Genomic DNA, 18,583 nt, shown 5'->3' with positions numbered 1-18,583 from the left:
GGAATGTTGGTCCCGCTCTAGGGCAGGACGGAGGTGCCGGTCAGTCCGGCGGTTTCCTCCCAGCCCAGGGCGAGGTTGAGGCACTGTACCGCTGCCCCGGCCGTACCCTTGGTCAGGTTGTCGATAGCGCAGGTCATAATCAGGCGGCGCGCCCCCGCGTCGACGTGGACCTGGATCTGGGCGAAATTCGATCCGACGACGTGCTTGACCTGCGGCTGGACGCCCTCGGACAAGAGCTGGCAGAAGGCCTCGTCCGCGTAGGCCGCGACGTAAGCGCGCCGGGCGGCGTCCGCTACGGCGGCCGCGTCCTGGGGAACATCGGCGGCTAGCGGGGCGGAGACCGTGGCCAGGATTCCCCGCGTCATGGGTACGAGCACCGGGGTGAAACTGACGGTGACGCCAGGGACCAGCTCGGAAAGGTTCTGGACCATCTCCGGGGTGTGCCGGTGGGTGCCGCCCGGGCTGTAGGCCTTGACGTTGCCGATGGTCTCGGAGCCGCTGAAGGCTACCGCGGCCTTCTTGCCCGCACCCGAAAGCCCCGTCACGGCGACGACGTCGAAGCTCGGCTCCACGATGCCGCCCTGCAGGGCCGGGAAGGCCGCCAGGGTCACGGCCGTCGGGAAGCAGCCCGGCACGGCCACGAGGCGCGCGGCGGAAATTTCCTCCCGGTGGCCGGGCAGCTCCGGCAAGCCGTAGGGCCAGGAGCCGGCGTGATCGGTGCCGTAGTAGTCCGCCCACGCGTCCGGGCTTTTCAGCCGGAAGTCGGCGGCGCAGTCGATGACCAGGACGTCCTCGGGCAGCTGCTGGGCCAGGGCGGCCGAGTGCCCGTGCGGCAGGGCCAGGAAGACGACGTCGTGGCCGGCCAGTGTCTCGACGGTCGTGTCCTCCAGCGTGCGGTCGGCCAGCTCGGCCAGGTGCGGGAGGGCCTCGGCCACGGGAGCCCCGGCCTGGGAATGCGCGCACAGCGACCCGATGGTCAGGTCGCCACGGCGGTACGCGGGGTGTGACAGCAGGAGGCGGAGGATTTCGCCACCGGCGTACCCGGTGGCGCCAGCTAGTGCGACGTGAATACTCATAGCGAAGAGCATAGATGAATATGCACTCGAATGTAAGTTATTCACGAATCTTTCGCTGTTTTCTAGCGTTTTTACTACCCCCGAAAATGCATAAACCCCCGCCGCTGGGTGCGGCGGGGGTAGGTGCGGGCGGGAACTAGGCGCGGATCTTCGCTCCCAGCTCCTGCTCGGCCAAAGCGGCGGCGGCCTCGCGGTGCGCGTTGACCTCCTCGTCGGTCAGCGTGCGGTCCGGGGCGCGGAAGAGCAGCTTGAACGCGAGCGACTTCTGGTTCTCGCCCAGCTGCTCACCGCGGAAGACGTCGAAGAGCTCCACGGACTCGAGCAGATCGCCCGCGCCCTGCGCGATGACGCGGCGGACCTTTTCGGCCGGCACGTCCTCGGCGACGGTCAGAGCGATGTCCTGGTGCAGGGCCGGGAAGGCCGAGAGCACCGGCGCCGGGAAGCGCTCGTCCAGCGGCAGGGCCGTAACATCCAGCTCCATGGCGCAGGTGCGCTCCGGCGCGCCCAGCTTCTCCAGCACCTGCGGGTGCAGCTCGCCGGCGTAGCCGACGACCTTCTCGCCCACCTTCAGCGCGGCGCAGCGGCCCGGGTGCCACGGCAGCTCGCTAGCGGCTTCCACGTCCAGCTCCACGCCGGCCGCCCGCGCGACGATGCGCGCCGACTCGATGGCGTCCGCGTAGGTGTAGGCGCGGCCCTCGCCCCACGGGCCCGGGTTGTCCGCGAAGCCGGCGGAGACGGTGGCTACGTGCAGCGGCTGCTCCGGCAGGGTACCCAGCAGCTCGGCCAGGGTCTCGTCGTCCGGACGGGACTCGACAGAGGGCATTGGCGTGACGTCCGCGCGGCGGAAGGAGACCTGCTGCAGGCCGTACAGGCGCAGGTTGGCCTGGCCGCGGGAGACGTTGCGGTTGAGCGCTTCCAGGATATTCGGCAGCAGGGTCGTCGACAGCTGGGCCTTGTCAGCCTCCAGCGGGTTTTGTACGGCGACGGTCTGGCGGCGGGCATCGTCGGCAGCCAGGCCCCAGACGTCGAAGGTGTCGTTGGCCACGAACGGCGACGGGATGATTTCCGCGTAGCCGGAGTAGGCCAGGCTGTGGCCGATCGCCCGGCGGCGCTTCTGCGCCGGGGTCAGGCCGCGGCCGCCGCGCGGGGTCGGCAGGACGGACGGGATGTCGGCCAGGCCCTCTAGGCGCAGGACTTCCTCGATGAGGTCGACGTCCATGCCGATGTCCGTGCGCCAGGTAGCCGGGGTAACCGACAAGGTCTCGGAGTCCGCGTTCTCGACCTGACAGCCGACCTCCTGGAGGCGGTTAACGACGGTCTCGAGCGAGTAGTCGACGCCGGCGTAGCGGCCGGGCATATCCACGGGCAGCTCGATGGCGGCCGGCTGCGCGACCTCGCCGATGAGCGTGCGCCCGGCCTCGATGGTGCCGCCGGCCAGCTGCTGCAGCAGTGCGCAGGCGTAGTCCAGGGCGACCTCTACCAAGGCAGGGTCCACGCCGCGCTCGAAGCGGCGGGAGGCCTCCGAGGACAGCTTGTGGCGGCGGGAGGTCCGCGCCACGGTGATCGGATCCCAGATGGCGGCCTCGAAGATGACGTCGGTGGTATCGTCCGAGATCTCCGAGGTGGTTCCGCCCATCACGCCGGCCAGGGACTGGATGCCGTTGTCGTCGCAGATGACGACGTCCTCGGCGTCCAGAGTGCGGTCTACGTGATCCAGGGTCTGGAAGCTCTCCCCTGCCTGGGCGTTGCGGATGACCAGCCCGCCGGAGACCTGGTTGGCGTCGAAGGCGTGCATCGGCGAGCCGAGCAGCAGCATGATGTAGTTGGTGACGTCGGTCGGCAGATTGACGCTGCGCTGGCCGGAGAGCATGAGCTCGCGCTCCAGCCAGAACGGCGTGCGCGCGTGCGGATCGATGCCGGTGACCTTGCGCAGGCCGAAGCGCTGGGCCTTGGTCTCCTCCCGCAGGTCGACCGGCAGGGCGCCGGCGGCATCGTCGGCCGCCGGTACGTGGGCGGTATCGATGCCCGCGGCGGCCGGGTCCTCGGCCAGGTCGCGGTAGTCGGCGTCGAAGGCCGAGGCCACCTCGCGGGCCAGGCCGCGCACCGACAGCGCGTAGCCGCGGTCCGGGGTGATGTTGACGTCGAAGACGGTCTCGTCCAGGCCGATGATCTCGCGGGCGTCGCGGCCGACCGGGCCGGCGTCCTCCCCGAGGGTGATGATGCCGTCGGCCTTCTCGCCGAAGCCCAGCTCGGCGGCCGAGGCCAGCATGCCGTTGGAGATGTGGTCGTAGGTCTCGCGCGCGGCAATCTTGAAGCCGCCGGGCAGCTCGGAGCCGGGCAGCGCGACGACCACGTAGTCGCCCTCGCGGAAGTTGCGGGCGCCGCAGATGATGCCCTGCAGCTCGCCGGTGCCGTTGGCCTCGCCCACGTTGACCTGGCAGTAGCGGATCGGCTTCTTGAAGCCGGTCAGCTCCTCAATCTCCTCGACGCGGCCGATGACCAGCGGGCCGGTCGACTCCGGCAGCGCGGCGTAGCCCTCGGTTTCGAAGCCGACGCGCACAAAGCCGCTGTCGAGCTCCTCAACGCTGACCGACCAGTCCGGGTTCTGGGTGCCAAGCACGCGGGTTACCCAGCCTTGCGAAATAAGCATGTGGTGAATTCTTCCTTTCTAAGAGTCTGGGTAGCGGCCTAGGCCTGGATTCCGAACGGGAGGGTGAAGCGGACATCGCCCTCGACCATGTCGCGCATGTCGGACAGCCCGTTGCGGAACTGCAGGGTGCGCTCCAGCCCCATGCCGAAGGCGAAGCCGGTGTATTCGGCCGGGTCGACCCCGACGGCGCGCAGCACGTTCGGGTTGACCATGCCGCAGCCGCCCCACTCGATCCAGCCGGCGCCGCCCTTCTTGTTCGGGAACCAAACGTCGACCTCGGCCGACGGCTCGGTGAACGGGAAGTAGTTGGTGCGCATGCGGGTCTTGGTCTCCGGCCCGAAGAGCACCTGGGCCAGGTGGTCAAGGGTGCCGCGCAGGTGGGCCATGGTCAGGCCCTTGTCGACGGCCAGGCCCTCGACCTGGTGGAAGACCGGGGTGTGGGTGGCGTCCAGCTCGTCGGTGCGGAAGACGCGGCCCGGGCAGGCGATGTACAGCGGGACGTCGCGGTCCAGCATGGTGCGTACCTGCACCGGCGAGGTGTGCGTGCGCAGCACCTGCTTGGAGCCTTCCACGGAGACGTGGAAGGTGTCCTGCAGCGTGCGGGCCGGGTGATCCGGCTTAAAGTTCAGCGCGTCGAAGTTGAAGTACTCGGCCTCGACCTCGGGGCCGTCGGCGATCTCCCAGCCCATGCCCACAAAGATGTCGGCGATCCGCTCGGACAGCGCCGTAATCGGGTGCAGCGCACCGGTCTGGGCGCGGGTAGTCGGGATGGTCACGTCCACCGTCTCCGCGACCAGCTGTTCCTGGCGGGCGCGCTCTTCGAGCTCCTTCTTCAGCTGCGCGTAGCGCTTCTCGGCCTTGCCGCGCGCCATGTTGACAGCCTTCCCGGCGTCCTTGCGCTGGTCCTTCGGCAGCGATCCCAAGGACTTGCGGGCCTGCGGGATATATCCCTGCTCGCCCAAGTGCTCCCGATGCGCCTGCGCCAGCCCGGCTAGGTCCTCGGCGCCCTCAAACGCGGCGATGGCCTCGTCTGCGGCCGCGGCCAGGGCCGCCTCTGTCAATTCAATCTCGGGGGTATCTGACACGTAGCTTCAACCTTCTTCTCACGCTTAAACTAACGCAGGCTATGTTACCCGCTGTTACCGTGCACACCGGCGCCGGGGCGGGAATTTTATCCCTGCGTCAACCCCGGCTAGTTCGGGCTAGTTCGGGCTAGCTCTGCGCTTTGGCGGACTCGTAGAGGCAGATACTGGCGGCGGTCGCGAGATTGAGGGACTCGGCGCGGCCCCGAATCGGGATCCGCACCCGCAGGTCCGCCTGGTCCAGTAGGTCCCGGCCCAGCCCGTGGGCCTCGTTGCCGAAGAGCCAGGCCGTCGGTTGCGAGAGATCCACGTCCGCGAGATCCGCTTCCCCATCGGCGGCGGTGGCCAGGATCTGCAGGTCGTGGGAGCGCAGCTGGCCCAGCACGTCCTTGACGTTGGTCTCGCGCGCCACCGGCACGTGGAACAGCGAGCCGGCCGAGGCCCGCGCCACCTTGCAGCCCAGCGGATCGACGGTCTCGCCGGCGAAGATGACCCCGTCGGCGCCCATCGCGTCCGAGGTGCGAATCAGGGTGCCGGCGTTGCCCGGCTCGCTGGTCAGCACCGGCACCGAAACCAGCGAGGGCTTGCCCGCCAGGATCTTGCCGGCCGACCACAGCACTGGGCGGCATACGGCGAACAGGCCGGTGGTCGTCGCGGTGTCGGACAGCGACTTGGCGGCCTTGTCCGTAATGGGGTGGACGTAGACGTCCATATAGCCAGCGGCGGTAAGGATCTCCGAGAAACGCGACGCTGCCTGCTCGGTGGCGAAGACGTCGGTGGCTGCGCCGGTGGACACGGCGGCATCGACGGCGTTCTCGCCCTCGATGAGGAAAGCGCCGGCCTTCCGGCGGGCCGCGGCGCGGTGCAGCTTCGTGGCTTTGGCCACGCGGGGCGTGCGTTCGGTTAGAGGTTGGGAAAAGTCCAGTGTCATACCCGCCAATCTAGCAGTCAGGCCACCACCCACCCGCACGGGGACCGCAGGCCCAGATACCAAAAAGCCCCGCGACCGGCGCACTGTTAAACAGTGGCGGGCGCGGGGTGGAAGGCGAAGTAGTGAAACTACTCCGAGAGCCGTTAAGGCTTAGGCAGCCTTCGGGGCGTTGACGTCCTCCGGCAGGGCGGCCTTGGCGGCGTCGCACAGCGCGGAGAAGGCGTCGAAGTCGTTGACGGCCAGCTCGGCCAGGATCTTGCGGTCGACCTCGATCTCAGCTAGGCGCAGGCCGTGGATGAGACGGTTGTAGGTCAGGTCGTTCATGCGGGCTGCAGCGTTGATGCGCTGGATCCACAGCTTGCGGAACTCGGACTTACGGGCGCGACGATCGCGGTAAGCGTAAGTCATGGAGTGCAGCCACTGTTCCTTCGCAATGCGGTAGCGGCGGGAACGGGCGCCACGGTAGCCCTTAGCGGACTTCAGAATCGCGCGACGCTTCTTCTTGGCGTTCACAGAGCGCTTTACTCGTGCCACGGTAGTACTTCCTTAAATCTTTCTCGACGGTATTGAGGTGGGGTGGGTTCGGCGCTACTAGGAGCGGCCGAGCAGGCGCTTGACGCGCTTGACGTCGGACTGGGCGACAGCCTCGGTGCCCTTCAGACGACGGGTGCGCTTGGAGGGCTTGCCCTCCAGCAGGTGGCGACGGCCAGCCTGCTCACGGCGCAGCTTGCCGGAACCGGTCACCTTAATACGCTTGGCGGTGCCCTTGTGGGTCTTCTGCTTCATGAGAATTAAGTCCTTAAATCCCTAGTGTGTGGTCTACTTCTTACCCTTGCGAACCGGGCCCAAGACCATGGTCATGTTGCGGCCATCCTGCTTGGGGCGGGACTCGACGACGCCGACCTCCGCGACGTCCTCAGCCAGCCGCTCCAGCAGGCGGAAACCGAGTTCCGGACGCGACTGCTCGCGACCGCGGAACATGATGGTCACCTTGACCTTGGAGCCCTTTTCGAGGAAGCGAACAACATTGCCCTTTTTGGTCTCGTAATCGTGGTCATCGATCTTAGGACGGAACTTCTGCTCCTTGACCACAGTCTGTTGCTGGTTCTTGCGAGCCTCACGAGCCTTCTGGGCCTGCTCGTACTTGTACTTGCCGTAGTCCATGATCTTGGCCACCGGCGGCTTCGCCTTCGGGGCAACCTCGACCAAGTCCAAATCGGCTTCGTACGCAACCTTGCGGGCGTCGTCGGTACGGACAACTCCTACCTGTTCACCCTCGGGTCCGATCAGACGAACTTCGGGTACTCGGATTCGCTCATTGATGCGAGCTTCAGCGCTGATTGTGTGTCTCCTAAGTGAGAAGGGTCAATAGTTAATTCGCCTACCAACGCCACAAACAAAGAAACCCGCCTGCCAAAACTGACAGCCGGGAGGTCTCACCTAGATACCGCGCCCCGAGGGGCTCGGTTACCTTTTGACCCGTTGCCTGCTCTAGGCGGCTGGGGGTGGGAGAATCTCCGCTTGTGACCCGGAAACCTTATGGAAGGTACCACGGGCGGTAGTGCCAACAACATTAGCACGCCACCCGCGGCCCACCAAATCGCGGCCCCGCTCCCCTTTCCGCGGCCAACTCGGCTACTTGCCGGCCGGGGTCAAAACGTCGGCGAGGAACTGCCCGGTATAGGAGCCTTCGACGGCCGCGACCTGCTCCGGAGTACCCTCCGCGACGACCGTGCCGCCGCCGTTGCCGCCCTCCGGGCCCATGTCCACTAGCCAGTCGGCGGCCTTGATGACGTCCAGGTTGTGCTCGATGATGATGACCGAGTTGCCCTTGTCCACCAGGCCCTGGATGACCAGCATCAGCTTGCGGATGTCCTCGAAGTGCAGGCCCGTGGTCGGCTCGTCCAGGATGTAGACGGTCCGGCCGTTGGTCCGCTTCTGCAGCTCCGAGGCCAGTTTGACGCGCTGGGCCTCGCCGCCGGACAGGGTCGTCGCCGCCTGGCCCAGCCGCACGTAGCCCAGGCCCACCTCTACCAGCGTGTGCAGGTAGCGGTGGATGGAGGTGATCGGCTCGAAGAACTCGGCGGCCTCCGAGATCGGCATGTTCAGCACCTCGGCGATGTTCTTGCCCTTGTACTGGACCTCGAGCGTCTCGCGGTTGTAGCGCGCGCCGTTGCAAACCTCGCAGGGCACGTAGACGTCCGGCAGGAAGTTCATCTCGATCTTCAGGGTGCCGTCGCCGTGGCAGGCCTCGCAGCGCCCGCCCTTGACGTTGAAGGAGAAGCGCCCGGCTTTGTAGCCGCGCACCTTGGCCTCCTGGGTCTCGGCAAACAGGTTGCGGATCTTGTCGAACACGCCCGTGTAGGTCGCCGGGTTCGAGCGCGGGGTGCGCCCGATGGGGCTCTGGTCAACCTGCACCAGCTTGTCGAGGTGCTCCATGCCCTCCACGCGCTTGGCGCGGCCGGGCACCTGGCGCGCGCGGTTGAGCTCGTTGGCCAGGGTCTTGGCCAGGATCTGGTTGACCACGGTGGACTTGCCCGAACCGGACACGCCGGTCACGCAGACCAGCACGCCCAGCGGGATGGTCACGTTGATGCCCTTGAGGTTGTTCTCCCGGGCGCCGACGATCTTCAGCACGCGCTGCTTGTCGATCTCGCGGCGGTGATCCGGCACCGCCAGGACCTTAGCCCCGGACAGGTACTGCCCGGTCAGGGAGTCCTCGCAGCTTTCGATGCCGTCCGGCTCGCCCTGGTAGACCACGTGGCCGCCGTATTCGCCGGCGCGCGGTCCGATATCCACCAGCCAGTCCGCCTGGCGGATGGTGTCCTCGTCGTGCTCGACGACGATCAGGGTGTTGCCGATATCCCGCAGCCGCTGCAGCGTGGCGATGAGCCGCTGGTTATCGCGCTGGTGCAGGCCGATGGACGGCTCGTCTAGGACGTAGAGCACGCCCGCCAGGCCGGAGCCTATCTGGGTGGCCAGGCGGATGCGCTGGGCCTCGCCGCCGGACAGCGTGGACGCACCGCGGTCCAAGGTCAGGTAGTTCAGGCCGACGTCCAGCAGGAAGCGCAGGCGCGCCTGGATCTCCTTGAGCACCGCGCCGGCGATGATCTCCTCGCGGTGGCCCAGCTGCAGCGTGGACAGGAACTCGGAGGCGTCCTCGATGGACAGGGCCGTCAGCCCCGCGATGGACTGCTCGCCGTGTGCGCCCGAGGCCAGGCGCACGGCCAGGATTTCCGGCTTCAGGCGGGAGCCGTGGCAGGTCGGGCACGGCACCTGGCGCGTGTACTGCAGCAGGCGGTCCTTCTGCGAGTCGGAGTCGGTGGTCTCCAGCTTGCGCTCGATAAAGCCCACCGCGCCCTCGAAGGGGGCGGTCCAGTTGCGCTGGCGGCCGTAACGGTTCTTGTAGCGGACGTGGACTTCCTGCTCGGTGCCGTGGATCAAGGCATCGCGCTGCTCGTCGGTCAGCGAGCTCAGCGGGGCGTGCGGATCGAAGTCCAGCGCTTTGCCCAGGCCCTCGACCAGCTTGACGAAGTAGCGGCTATTGGGGCTGGAGTGCCAGGGCTGGACGGCATCGACAGCCGGGGCGTCCGGGTCCGGGATGAGCAGGTCCTCGTCGACCTTGAGGCGGGTGCCCAGGCCGTCGCAGACCGGGCAGGCGCCGAACGGCGAGTTGAAGGAGAAGGCGCGCGGCTCGTATTCCTCGATGGTCAGCGGGTGCCCGTTCGGGCAGGCGGCCTTCTCCGAATAGGTGTGGTTGAGTTCTGGCTGGTCCACGAAATCGATGCTCACCAGGCCCTCGGCCAGGCGCAGGGCCGTTTCCACCGAATCCGTCAGGCGCTGCTTCTGGGAGGCCTTGACCTGCAGGCGGTCGACGACCACCTCGATGTCGTGTTTGATCTGCTTCTTCAGCTTCGGCGGATTAGACAACTGGTGGACCTCGCCGTCAACGCGCACGCGGGCAAAGCCCTGGGCGGCCAGGTCGGCAAAGAGGTCGACGAACTCGCCCTTGCGCTTGCGCACCACCGGGGCGAGCACCTGGAACTTCAGCTTTTCTTCGTGCTCCAGGACCGTGTCCACAATCTGCTGCGGGGTCTGCCGCTCGATGACGGCGTCGCACTTCGGGCAGTGCGCCGTGCCCGCGCGCGAAAACAGCAGGCGCAGGTAGTCGTAGATCTCCGTGATGGTGCCGACCGTCGAGCGCGGGTTGTGGTTGGTCGACTTCTGGTCGATGGACACGGCCGGGGACAGGCCGTCGATGAAATCGACGTCCGGCTTGTCCATCTGCCCCAGAAACATACGGGCATAGGAAGACAGTGACTCCACGTAGCGGCGCTGGCCCTCTGCGAAAATGGTGTCGAAAGCCAGCGAGGACTTGCCCGAGCCGGACAGGCCGGTGAACACAATCATTTTGTCGCGGGGCAGGTCGATATCTACCCCTTGCAGGTTGTGCTCGCGGGCGCCGCGGACGACAAGGCGATCAGCCACAGTTTGCCTACCTTCCTTAATGGATCTGCTACAGATTATTCACTGCGGGTCTCTTCGCTTGAATTTACCCGTAGACTGGTCAACATGACTAAAGAGCTCAAGCTACACCATATTTCCGTCTCCGACATGGACAACAATTGCTACCTGCTGGCCTGCGGCGACGAGGGCTTGCTTGTCGATGCCGCCGACGACGCCCCCGCCATCCTCGACATGGCTCGCCAGGCTGGCGTCAGCATCACCGCGGTCTTTACCACCCACCGCCACTGGGACCACGTCCGCGCGCTGCCGGAAATCCTGAAGGAAACCGGCGCCACCCACTACGCGTCCTTCCTGGACTCGCCCGCCCTGCCCGCGCCCGTCGACGTCGAGCTCAACCACGGCGACACCATCGACTTCGCCGGGCACGAGCTGCCCGTCATCATCCTGCGCGGCCACACCCCGGGCGGGGCGGCGCTGGTCACCGAGCTGGACGAGGTGCCCAACCTCTTCGTGGGTGATTCCCTCTTCCCCGGCGGCGTCGGCAAGACCACCTCGGAGGGGGACTTCGTCCGCCTGTACAAGGATCTGACCGAACGCGTATTTGATATCTATCCGGACGAAACGGTCGTCTGGCCGGGCCACGGCAAGCCCACCACCCTCGACGAGGAGCGCCCGCACCTCGGCGAATGGTGGGACCGCCGCTGGTAGTCTCCCCCGGCTGGCCCACAGCCGCGGAAAAAGTGCGTAAACTTGAACCCCTAGGTTAAATTTCTGGCTTAGAACTTCTAGGTTAGACTTACTGGTCTTTTTCACTAAAGGAGCATTTCAGACATGATTCGCAAGATTGCCCGCCCGATGTTGGCTTCGGTCTTCGTTTTCGACGGTGTGGACACTCTCCGTAACACCTCCGATCACGTGGAGGAGACGGAGTCCTTCCTGCAGACCCTGCGCAAGGCGCTGCCGGGTAGCTACGCCGGTTACGTCCCGAACGACCCGGAACTGGTTGCCCGCGGCCTGGGCGGCGCCAAGGTTGGCGCCGGTTCCCTGCTCGCCCTGGGCAAGGCTCCGCGTACCTCGGCCGCTGTGCTGGCCGCTGCTACCCTGCCGACGATGTTGACCCGCAACAACTTCTGGGAGGCCGACAGCGCCGAGGAGAAGACCTCCAAGCGCAACGGCCTGCTGACCAACACCGCCCTGCTGGGTGCGCTGTTTATCACCACCCAGGACACCGCCGGCAAGCCGTCCCTGCGCTGGCGCGCCCAGAAGGCCGGTGAGCGCACCAACAAGAAGATCCAGCAGGCGCTGCCGACCAAGTCGGAGTCCCAGAAGTTCGCCGACGACGTGACCGAGCGCGCCTCCGATTTCTCGGATCGCGCTTCCGACTGGTTCAACGAGACCTCCGACAAGGTCCAGGCCTACATCGATGACAACAAGGACGACTGGCAGGAAAGCGGCAAGGATCTGCTGGAGACCGCTAAGGGCTACGTCAACGACGCCAAGGACTTCGTCACCGACAACAAGGACGACTGGCTGAAGGCCGCCCAGGACAACGCCGAGACCGCCCGCAAGGGTGCCGTCAAGGCCGCGTCCCGCGCCCAGGAGAAAGCCGAGAAGGCCCGCTCCGCCGCCGACAAGAAGAACGGCAAGCGCGCCGCCAAGAAGGCTTCCAAGAACGCTGACAAGCTGCAAAAGCGCGCTGACAAGGCCATCGCCAAGGCCATGAAGAAGCTCGAGGGCAAGCTCTAAGCTTTCTCCTTCCAGCTACTTTTCTCACGCAACGGCCCAGCGAGTATGCTGGGCCGTTGTTCTTTTGCCCACCCCGCAAACCCGTGCACAAGACAGAAAGCCCACCAAATGACCGGTGAACGTGACCCGCGGCAGGCCGCGGCCCACCAGGCCGAGATAGCCGCCGAGCAGGCCTACGTGGATGGCTTGTTCGATCGCCTCGACGACGCCGTCGCCCGCGCCAACGAATCCCTGGCCCGCGTGCAGGCGGATGTCGATCCCCAGACCCCCGACGCGGACGCGCTGGTGCGCCGCGAGACCGAATACCACGGCCTGCAGGCCAAGCTCGACAAGCTCAACCTGGCGCAGCTGGGCTTGGTCTTCGGCCGGATCGACATCGACGCGGACGGGGACAACCCGACCGAGGCGGGCCTCGACCGGCGCTATATCGGGCGCATGGGCATGGACGACCGCGCCGACGATTACCGCACCCTGCTGTTGGACTGGCGCGCCCCGATGGCCCGCCCGTTCTACCTGGCCACCACCGCCCACCCGGAGGGCGTCGAACAGCGCCGCACCATCCGGATGCGGGGGCGGGAGGTCACGGATCTCACCGACGAGTTCCTCTCCGGCGACGGCGCCGGCACGGATACCGCCGGCGTGGCCAGCGAGTCGGCGCTCTTCCAGGCCCTGCAGCAGGCGCGCACGGGACATATGTCCTCCATCGTGGAGACCATCCAACGCGAGCAGGACGAGATCATCCGTGATTCCACCCGCGGCGTCCTCGTCGTCGAGGGCGGCCCGGGCACCGGCAAGACCGCCGTGGCGCTGCACCGCGTGGCCTACCTGCTCTACACCTACCGCGAGCGGCTCGCCTCGACCGGCGTGCTTATCGTGGGCCCCAACCCGACGTTTTTGGACTATATTTCCCAGGTGCTGCCCGAGCTGGGCGAGACCGGCACCGTGCTCTCGACCATCGGCGACCTCTTCCCCGGCGTGACGGGCAACCACCCGGAGGATCTCCTCGCCCGGGAGATCAAGGGCTCCGAGGCCATGGCGGAGATCCTGGCCAACGCCGTCAAGGACTACCAGCAGGTGCCGGGCGAAGCCCAGGAGATCACCGTCGAGCAGCTGCCGCTTGAGGTCACCCCGGCCATGGTCAAGGCCGCCCGCACCCGCGCGCGCCGCTCCCGCAAGCCGCACAACGATGCCCGCCTGGCCTTCGCCGAGCACCTCACCGAGTCCCTGGCCCAGGCGCTTTCGGAGCGCATCGGCGCGGACCCGCTGGGTGGCGAGAACCTGCTCTCGCGCGCCGACGTCGACCAGCTCCACGACGACCTGTCCGAGTCCCCCGCCGTGCGCGAGCTCATCGACGCCTACTGGCCGGAACTCAGCCCCCAGCAGGTACTTTCCGAGCTGCTGTGCTCCCGGGAGTTCATCGCCCGGGCGGCCGCGGCCTACGACGAGGAAACCCAGGGGGCACTCTACCGCGCCGACGGTACGGCCTGGACGGCCAGCGATGCTGCGCTTCTCGACGAGCTCGCCGTCTTAATCGGCATGCCCGACCCGGCCGCCGTCGAGGAGGCCGAACGCGAGGCCTGGAAGCAGCAGGTCGCCGAAGCCGAGGACGCCCTGGACATCCTCAGCAGTTCCGAGTCCACCGACAACGACGACGACATGTTCGACGCGGAGATCCTCTCCGCGCACGACGTCATCGACGCCGAGACCCTGGCGCGGCGCCAGCAGGTCCAGGACCACCGCACCACCGCCGAGCGCGCTCGTGCCGACCACACGTGGGCCTTCGGTCACGTCGTCGTCGACGAGGCCCAGGAGCTTAGCGCCATGGAGTGGCGGATGGTCTTCCGCCGCAGCCCCTCGCGCTGGGTCACCCTGGTCGGCGACACCGCCCAGACCAGCGCCCCGGCCGGCGTCGACGCCTGGGCGGACACGCTCGAGCCCTTCGTCGGCGGCCGCTTCCGCCACCACCGCCTGACCGTCAACTACCGCACGCCGGAGCCCATCGCCGAGGTCGCCAACCGGCTGCTTACACTCATCGACCCGCACGCCGAGCCCGCCACCGCCATCCGCCCCGGCGAGCCGGTGGCCTACCACTGCCTGCCGGAGGAGGAAGCAGACCGGCCGGCAGCCGGCATCGGCAGCACGGCGGACGGACGCCTGCGCGCGGTGATTGATGCCAGCAACGTCGAGGAGATCAAGGGCCTGGAGTTCGACCACGTGGTCATCGTCGACCCGCAGGCTATCGTCGCGGCCTCCCCGCAGGGGCTGCAGAACCTCTACGTGGCGCTGACACGGGCCACCCAGACGCTTACGGTCTACGGCGAGCTGCCCGCTTAGGATAGATTGGTCATTATGGCTTTATCTGATTTTGCCCGCCTTTGCGAGCGCCATATCAACCGCTGGAGCGTGAAGCGATCCGACGCTCGGGGCTGGGTCCCCACGGTGACCGGCTACCTGGGCTACGGCAGCCCGGACCGAGTCCGCGTGCTGGGCCGCGTTCTGATGGAAAACCCCGAGAAACCGGCCCGCAACTGGGCCGAGCGCGGCTACCGCCAATTTTTCACCATCCAGGTCGCGGGCATCGATATCACGGTCACCGCCGGGGATCAGACCGTGCACGCCTCCACCAACGACAACGGCTATATCGACGTGCTCGTCAAGGACCACGGCTTGCCTCCCGGGTGGCACGAGGTAACCATTGCCGCCGAGGGCGCCGAGCCGGTGACCGCGGAAGTCCTCATCGTCGACGAGAAGACCCGCGTCGGCATCATCAGCGACGTCGACGACACGATCATGGTCACCTGGCTGCCGCGCGCCCTACTGGCAACCTGGAATTCCTGGTTCAAGCGCACCAACCGCCGCCAGCCCGTGCCGGGCATGGGCGCGTTCTACTCGGAGCTTATCGATGCCCACCCGAACGCACCCGTCTTCTACCTCTCGACCGGGGCGTGGAACACCTTCGACACCCTGATGAATTTCGTCCGCGCGCACCGCCTGCCGCGCGGCCCGATGCTGCTGACCGACTGGGGTCCCACCCCCACCGGGCTCTTCCGCAACGGCGTGGAACACAAGAAGGTCCAGCTCCGAAATTTGATTATCGACTTCCCCCACATCCAGTGGGTCTTGGTCGGCGACGACGGCCAGCACGATCCGCTGACCTACCGTGACATAGTCAACGAGCACCCCGAGCGCATCGCCGGCGTGGCCATCCGCAACCTGTCGCCGCAGGAGCACGTGCTCTCGCACGGAACCGCCGCCCCGCTCGCCGAGGCCGGCGACAGCGCGCGCAGCGACGTCCCGCTCATCCAGGGCGACAACGGCCACAGCCTCCTGGCGGTCTACCGCCGCAACCCCTTCGAGCGCGTCGAAAAGCACCGCACTCACTAGGCCCTCCTCCGGCGCCCGTGGCCCGGGCACGCGAAAGGCCCTCCCCGACCGCATCGCAAGGGACGCAGCGGGGAGGGCCTTTTAATCTCCGGCGGCTAGCCGCAGCTTAGGCGACGGTGTGAACGATCATGACGTCGCAGTCGGACTGACGGGCAACGTCGGCCGGGACGGAGCCCAGCAGGCGGCCGGTCAGGGAGTTGATGCCACGGTTACCGACGATGAGCAGGTCAGCCTTGTTGTCGTTGACAATCGACATCAGGGCCTGGACCGGGGTGCCCGGGCGGACGGCGGTCTTGACGTCCTTGACGCCGAACTTCTCAGCGTGCTCGCGGCCGGCCACGAGGTTAGCCTCGGCCTTGTCATCACCCAGGATGGTCACAGACTCCTGACGCAGAGTCTTGGAGGCCTCTTCCTTGTTCTCGTAGTAGGCGCAACCGATGATGAGGGTTGCGTCGAACGCAGCGGCAATCTTGGCCGCCCGCTCCACTGCCAGCAGGGAGGAGTTGGAGCCGTCGGTGCCGACAACAATGGTGTTGTAATCGCTCATGGTGACCTTTCTGTGGACTCTTAGTCCGCAAAATATTCTTCTGGTATTTACCCTATTCTAGCGTAACAACCAGCCGGCGGGGCTTTGGTGCAGCGAGCTAGTCAGTGGTATCTGCCACAAGCACATCGACGTGTGCCCGGCGGGTCAGATCCTTCGCCACGGAGCCGAAGACGCGGCCGCGCATGGAGTTGAAGCCCTTGTTGCCCACGACGAAGAGATCGACGTCGAAGTCCTCGCCGGCCGCCAGCAGCGCCTTGACCGGATCGCCGGAGCGGCCCACGATCTCGACGTTGTCGGCCTTTTCCTCCTCCGCGACCTTCAGCGCGGTAGCCAGGAAGTCCTTCGCCATGTCCTCGCTGATGACCGGCACGCCGGTGTTGTCCGAGCCGGTGGCCCCCAGCATGGAGCTGGAGTGGTTGAAGAACGCGGAGACGATGATGAGGCGGGCCTCGTAGACGCGCGCCAAGGAGGCGGCGGTGCGCACGGCGCGCAGGGAGGTAGCCGAGCCGTCGGTGCCGACGACGATGTTCGAATAGGTAAGCATGTTCTTTCTTTCTTGCAGATTCAGCTTGCTTCCGCCCTAGTATAGCCTCTAAATGCCCGCCTCTTTGAGGCCTCGCGCTTCCTTTTTCAGGTCCGCAATCTCGTCGCGCAGACGTCCTGCAAGCTCGAACTTGAGCTCGCGGGCGGCCTCCCCCATTTGGGCGGTCAGATCGTCGATGAGCTTCTCGACTTCCTCGACCGCCATCGAGGACACGTCCGGCTTGTCCACCATCGCCGCCGGGTCACTGGCCGCGGCCGATTCCCCGTCGCCGTCGCCGTCGTTGTCGTAGACCTGGTCCAGGATGTCGGCGATCTTCTTGCGCAGCGGCTGCGGATCGATGCCGTGCTCGGTGTTGTAGGCGATCTGCTTCTCGCGGCGGCGCTCGGTCTCCTCGATGGCGTTGTTCATCGACTCGGTCACCTTGTCCGCGTACATGATGACCTCGCCGGAGACGTTACGGGCCGCGCGGCCGATGGTCTGGATGAGCGACGTCGTCGAGCGCAGGAAGCCTTCCTTGTCCGCGTCCAGGATGGCCACCAGGGAAACCTCCGGCAGGTCGAGGCCCTCGCGCAGGAGGTTGATGCCCACCAGCACGTCGAACTCGCCCAGCCGCAGCTGCCGCAGCAGCTCCACGCGCTGCAGGGTGTCGATGTCCGAGTGCAGGTAGCGCACCTTGATCCCGTGCTCGAGCAGGTAGTCCGTGAGATCCTCGGCCATGCGCTTGGTCAGCGTGGTCACGAGCACGCGCTCCTGCTTGTCGACGCGGGTGCGCACCTCATCGATAAGATCGTCGATCTGGCCCTTCGTGGGCTTGACCGTGACCTTCGGGTCCACCAGCCCGGTCGGGCGGATGACCTGCTCGACGAACTCGCCACCCGCGGCGGTCATTTCGTAATCGCCCGGGGTCGCCGACATGTAGACCGTCTGCCCCACGCGCTGCTCGAACTCGTCGAAGGTCAGCGGGCGGTTGTCCACCGCCGAGGGCAGGCGGAAGCCGAACTCGACCAGGTTGCGCTTGCGGGCCATGTCGCCCTCGAACATGCCGCCGATCTGCGGCACGGTCACGTGGGACTCGTCGATGATCGTCAGGAAGTCTTCGGGGAAGTAGTCCAGCAGCGTCGCCGGCGCGGAGCCGGCCTCGCGGCCGTCGATGTGCCGCGAGTAGTTCTCGATGCCCGAGCAGAAACCGACCTGCTCGATCATCTCCAGGTCGTATTCGGTGCGCATGCGCAGGCGCTGGGCCTCCAGCAGCTTGCCGCGGTTTTCCAAGTCCGCCAGGCGCTCGGCCAGCTCCTCTTTGATGTCCGCGACGGCCTTTTCCATGCGCTCCGGGCCGGCCACGTAGTGGGTGGCCGGGAAGATCCGCAGCTCGTCGACCTGCTCGAGCACGTCCCCGGTGACCGGGTGGATGTAGTAGAGCGAGTCCACGTCGTCGCCAAAGAACTCGATACGCACCGCCCGCTCCTCGTAGGCGGGGATGATGTCGACGGTATCGCCGTTGACGCGGAAGGTGCCGCGGGTAAAGCCGACGTCGTTGCGCTCGTACTGGATGTCGACCAGCAGGCGCAGGAAACGGTCGCGCTCGACCTCGTCGTCCACGGCGAGCACCACCGAGCGGTCCAGGTAGGACTGCGGCGTGCCCAGGCCGTAAATGCAGGACACGGAGCTGACCACCACGACGTCGCGCCGCGAGAGCAGCGCCGAGGTCGCCGAGTGGCGCAGGCGTTCGACGTCCTCGTTGATCGAGGAGTCCTTCTCGATGTAGGTATCCGTCTGCGCGATATACGCTTCCGGCTGGTAGTAGTCGTAATAAGAGACGAAGTATTCGACCGCGTTGTGCGGCAGAAGCTGGCGCAGCTCGTTGGCCAGCTGCGCGGCCAGGGTCTTGTTCGGCGCCATCACCAGCGTCGGGCGCTGCTGCTGTTCGATGAGCCACGCCGCCGTGGCCGATTTACCGGTACCGGTCGCGCCCATGAGCACCACGTCGGCTTCGCCGCGATCCAGCCGCTTATCCAGCTCCGCGATGGCCGCGGGCTGGTCGCCGGCGGGCTCGTATTCGGACTCGACCTTGAACTCGCCGGGGGTGCGCTCCACCTCGCCCACGGGGCGGTGTTCGGACTCGGACAGGATGGGGTGTTCCGCTGCAAAGGCCATGC

At 66.6% G+C, this 18,583-nt stretch carries 15 protein-coding genes; 4 read left to right on the top strand and 11 right to left on the bottom strand.

The window, feature by feature from the left end; translation table 11 throughout:
• Positions 1–17 precede the first annotated feature (17 nt).
• The 8 genes from argC to uvrA form a co-directional block, all read right to left on the bottom strand.
• Positions 18–1,076, bottom strand: a complete 1,059-nt coding sequence (argC, locus tag VVS03_RS04775) for an N-acetyl-gamma-glutamyl-phosphate reductase (protein ID WP_368521100.1) — start codon at positions 1,074–1,076, stop codon at positions 18–20.
• 136 nt (positions 1,077–1,212) lie between these two features.
• Positions 1,213–3,726 carry a phenylalanine--tRNA ligase subunit beta gene (gene pheT / locus VVS03_RS04770; RefSeq protein WP_368534068.1) on the bottom strand — a complete coding sequence of 838 codons (2,514 nt, stop codon included), beginning with the start codon at positions 3,724–3,726 and terminating at the stop codon, positions 1,213–1,215.
• Between the two features lie 38 nt (positions 3,727–3,764).
• Positions 3,765–4,811: a phenylalanine--tRNA ligase subunit alpha gene (gene pheS, locus VVS03_RS04765; RefSeq protein WP_368519769.1), complete on the bottom strand. Its 1,047-nt coding sequence runs from the start codon at positions 4,809–4,811 to the stop codon at positions 3,765–3,767.
• Positions 4,812–4,938: 127 nt separating this feature from the next.
• Positions 4,939–5,739 carry a TrmH family RNA methyltransferase gene (locus tag VVS03_RS04760; RefSeq protein ID WP_368519768.1) on the bottom strand — a complete coding sequence of 267 codons (801 nt, stop codon included), beginning with the start codon at positions 5,737–5,739 and terminating at the stop codon, positions 4,939–4,941.
• A 150-nt stretch (positions 5,740–5,889) separates the two neighbouring features.
• Positions 5,890–6,273, bottom strand: coding sequence for a 50S ribosomal protein L20 (gene rplT, locus VVS03_RS04755; protein ID WP_290226108.1), 384 nt, complete (start codon positions 6,271–6,273; stop codon positions 5,890–5,892).
• Positions 6,274–6,330: 57 nt separating this feature from the next.
• Positions 6,331–6,525: a 50S ribosomal protein L35 gene (rpmI, locus tag VVS03_RS04750; protein WP_070769319.1), complete on the bottom strand. Its 195-nt coding sequence runs from the start codon at positions 6,523–6,525 to the stop codon at positions 6,331–6,333.
• Between the two features lie 33 nt (positions 6,526–6,558).
• Entirely contained in the window at positions 6,559–7,080 is a 522-nt protein-coding gene (infC, locus tag VVS03_RS04745) for a translation initiation factor IF-3 (protein ID WP_290226283.1), read from the bottom strand.
• A 294-nt stretch (positions 7,081–7,374) separates the two neighbouring features.
• The gene (gene uvrA, locus VVS03_RS04740) at positions 7,375–10,227 is read right to left on the bottom strand and encodes an excinuclease ABC subunit UvrA (protein WP_368519767.1); all 2,853 of its coding nucleotides are present in this window, start codon (positions 10,225–10,227) and stop codon (positions 7,375–7,377) included.
• Between the two features lie 84 nt (positions 10,228–10,311).
• Here uvrA and VVS03_RS04735 point away from each other — a divergent pair, with 84 nt between their 5' ends.
• The 4 genes from VVS03_RS04735 to VVS03_RS04720 all read left to right on the top strand — a co-directional run bounded on the left by VVS03_RS04735 (position 10,312) and on the right by VVS03_RS04720 (position 15,336).
• Entirely contained in the window at positions 10,312–10,914 is a 603-nt protein-coding gene (locus tag VVS03_RS04735; protein ID WP_368519766.1) for an MBL fold metallo-hydrolase, read from the top strand.
• Positions 10,915–11,037: 123 nt separating this feature from the next.
• Positions 11,038–11,952, top strand: coding sequence for a DoxX family membrane protein (locus VVS03_RS04730; protein ID WP_368521098.1), 915 nt, complete (start codon positions 11,038–11,040; stop codon positions 11,950–11,952).
• Between the two features lie 108 nt (positions 11,953–12,060).
• A complete protein-coding gene (locus VVS03_RS04725; RefSeq protein ID WP_368519764.1) occupies positions 12,061–14,286 on the top strand; it encodes a UvrD-helicase domain-containing protein in 2,226 nt (741 codons plus the stop codon).
• A gap of 15 nt (positions 14,287–14,301) precedes the next feature.
• Positions 14,302–15,336, top strand: coding sequence for an App1 family protein (locus VVS03_RS04720; RefSeq protein WP_368534069.1), 1,035 nt, complete (start codon positions 14,302–14,304; stop codon positions 15,334–15,336).
• Positions 15,337–15,442: 106 nt separating this feature from the next.
• On the opposite strand, the gene VVS03_RS04715 is transcribed toward VVS03_RS04720, so the two are convergent.
• The 3 genes from VVS03_RS04715 to uvrB all read right to left on the bottom strand — a co-directional run bounded on the left by VVS03_RS04715 (position 15,443) and on the right by uvrB (position 18,581).
• Positions 15,443–15,883, bottom strand: a complete 441-nt coding sequence (locus VVS03_RS04715) for a universal stress protein (protein WP_368519762.1) — start codon at positions 15,881–15,883, stop codon at positions 15,443–15,445.
• A 97-nt stretch (positions 15,884–15,980) separates the two neighbouring features.
• The gene (locus tag VVS03_RS04710) at positions 15,981–16,427 is read right to left on the bottom strand and encodes a universal stress protein (protein WP_368521096.1); all 447 of its coding nucleotides are present in this window, start codon (positions 16,425–16,427) and stop codon (positions 15,981–15,983) included.
• Positions 16,428–16,475: 48 nt separating this feature from the next.
• Positions 16,476–18,581, bottom strand: coding sequence for an excinuclease ABC subunit UvrB (gene uvrB / locus VVS03_RS04705; protein ID WP_368519760.1), 2,106 nt, complete (start codon positions 18,579–18,581; stop codon positions 16,476–16,478).
• Between the last annotated feature and the right edge of the window lie 2 nt (positions 18,582–18,583).

This window comes from Corynebacterium sp. LK2537, from assembly GCF_040946485.1.
Lineage (GTDB): Bacteria > Actinomycetota > Actinomycetes > Mycobacteriales > Mycobacteriaceae > Corynebacterium.
Note: the sequence above shows the minus strand (reverse complement) of the source record. Positions and strands in the feature narration are given on the sequence as shown.

Coding starts and splice junctions, on each gene's coding strand:
- argC (WP_368521100.1), bottom strand. CDS start 1,076: ATGAGTATTCACGTCGCACTAGCTGGCGCCACCGGGTACGCCGGTGGC.
- VVS03_RS04730 (WP_368521098.1), top strand. CDS start 11,038: ATGATTCGCAAGATTGCCCGCCCGATGTTGGCTTCGGTCTTCGTTTTC.
- VVS03_RS04720 (WP_368534069.1), top strand. CDS start 14,302: ATGGCTTTATCTGATTTTGCCCGCCTTTGCGAGCGCCATATCAACCGC.
- VVS03_RS04725 (WP_368519764.1), top strand. CDS start 12,061: ATGACCGGTGAACGTGACCCGCGGCAGGCCGCGGCCCACCAGGCCGAG.
- uvrB (WP_368519760.1), bottom strand. CDS start 18,581: ATGGCCTTTGCAGCGGAACACCCCATCCTGTCCGAGTCCGAACACCGC.
- VVS03_RS04715 (WP_368519762.1), bottom strand. CDS start 15,883: ATGAGCGATTACAACACCATTGTTGTCGGCACCGACGGCTCCAACTCC.
- VVS03_RS04760 (WP_368519768.1), bottom strand. CDS start 5,739: ATGACACTGGACTTTTCCCAACCTCTAACCGAACGCACGCCCCGCGTG.
- pheT (WP_368534068.1), bottom strand. CDS start 3,726: ATGCTTATTTCGCAAGGCTGGGTAACCCGCGTGCTTGGCACCCAGAAC.
- VVS03_RS04710 (WP_368521096.1), bottom strand. CDS start 16,427: ATGCTTACCTATTCGAACATCGTCGTCGGCACCGACGGCTCGGCTACC.
- VVS03_RS04735 (WP_368519766.1), top strand. CDS start 10,312: ATGACTAAAGAGCTCAAGCTACACCATATTTCCGTCTCCGACATGGAC.
- rpmI (WP_070769319.1), bottom strand. CDS start 6,525: ATGAAGCAGAAGACCCACAAGGGCACCGCCAAGCGTATTAAGGTGACC.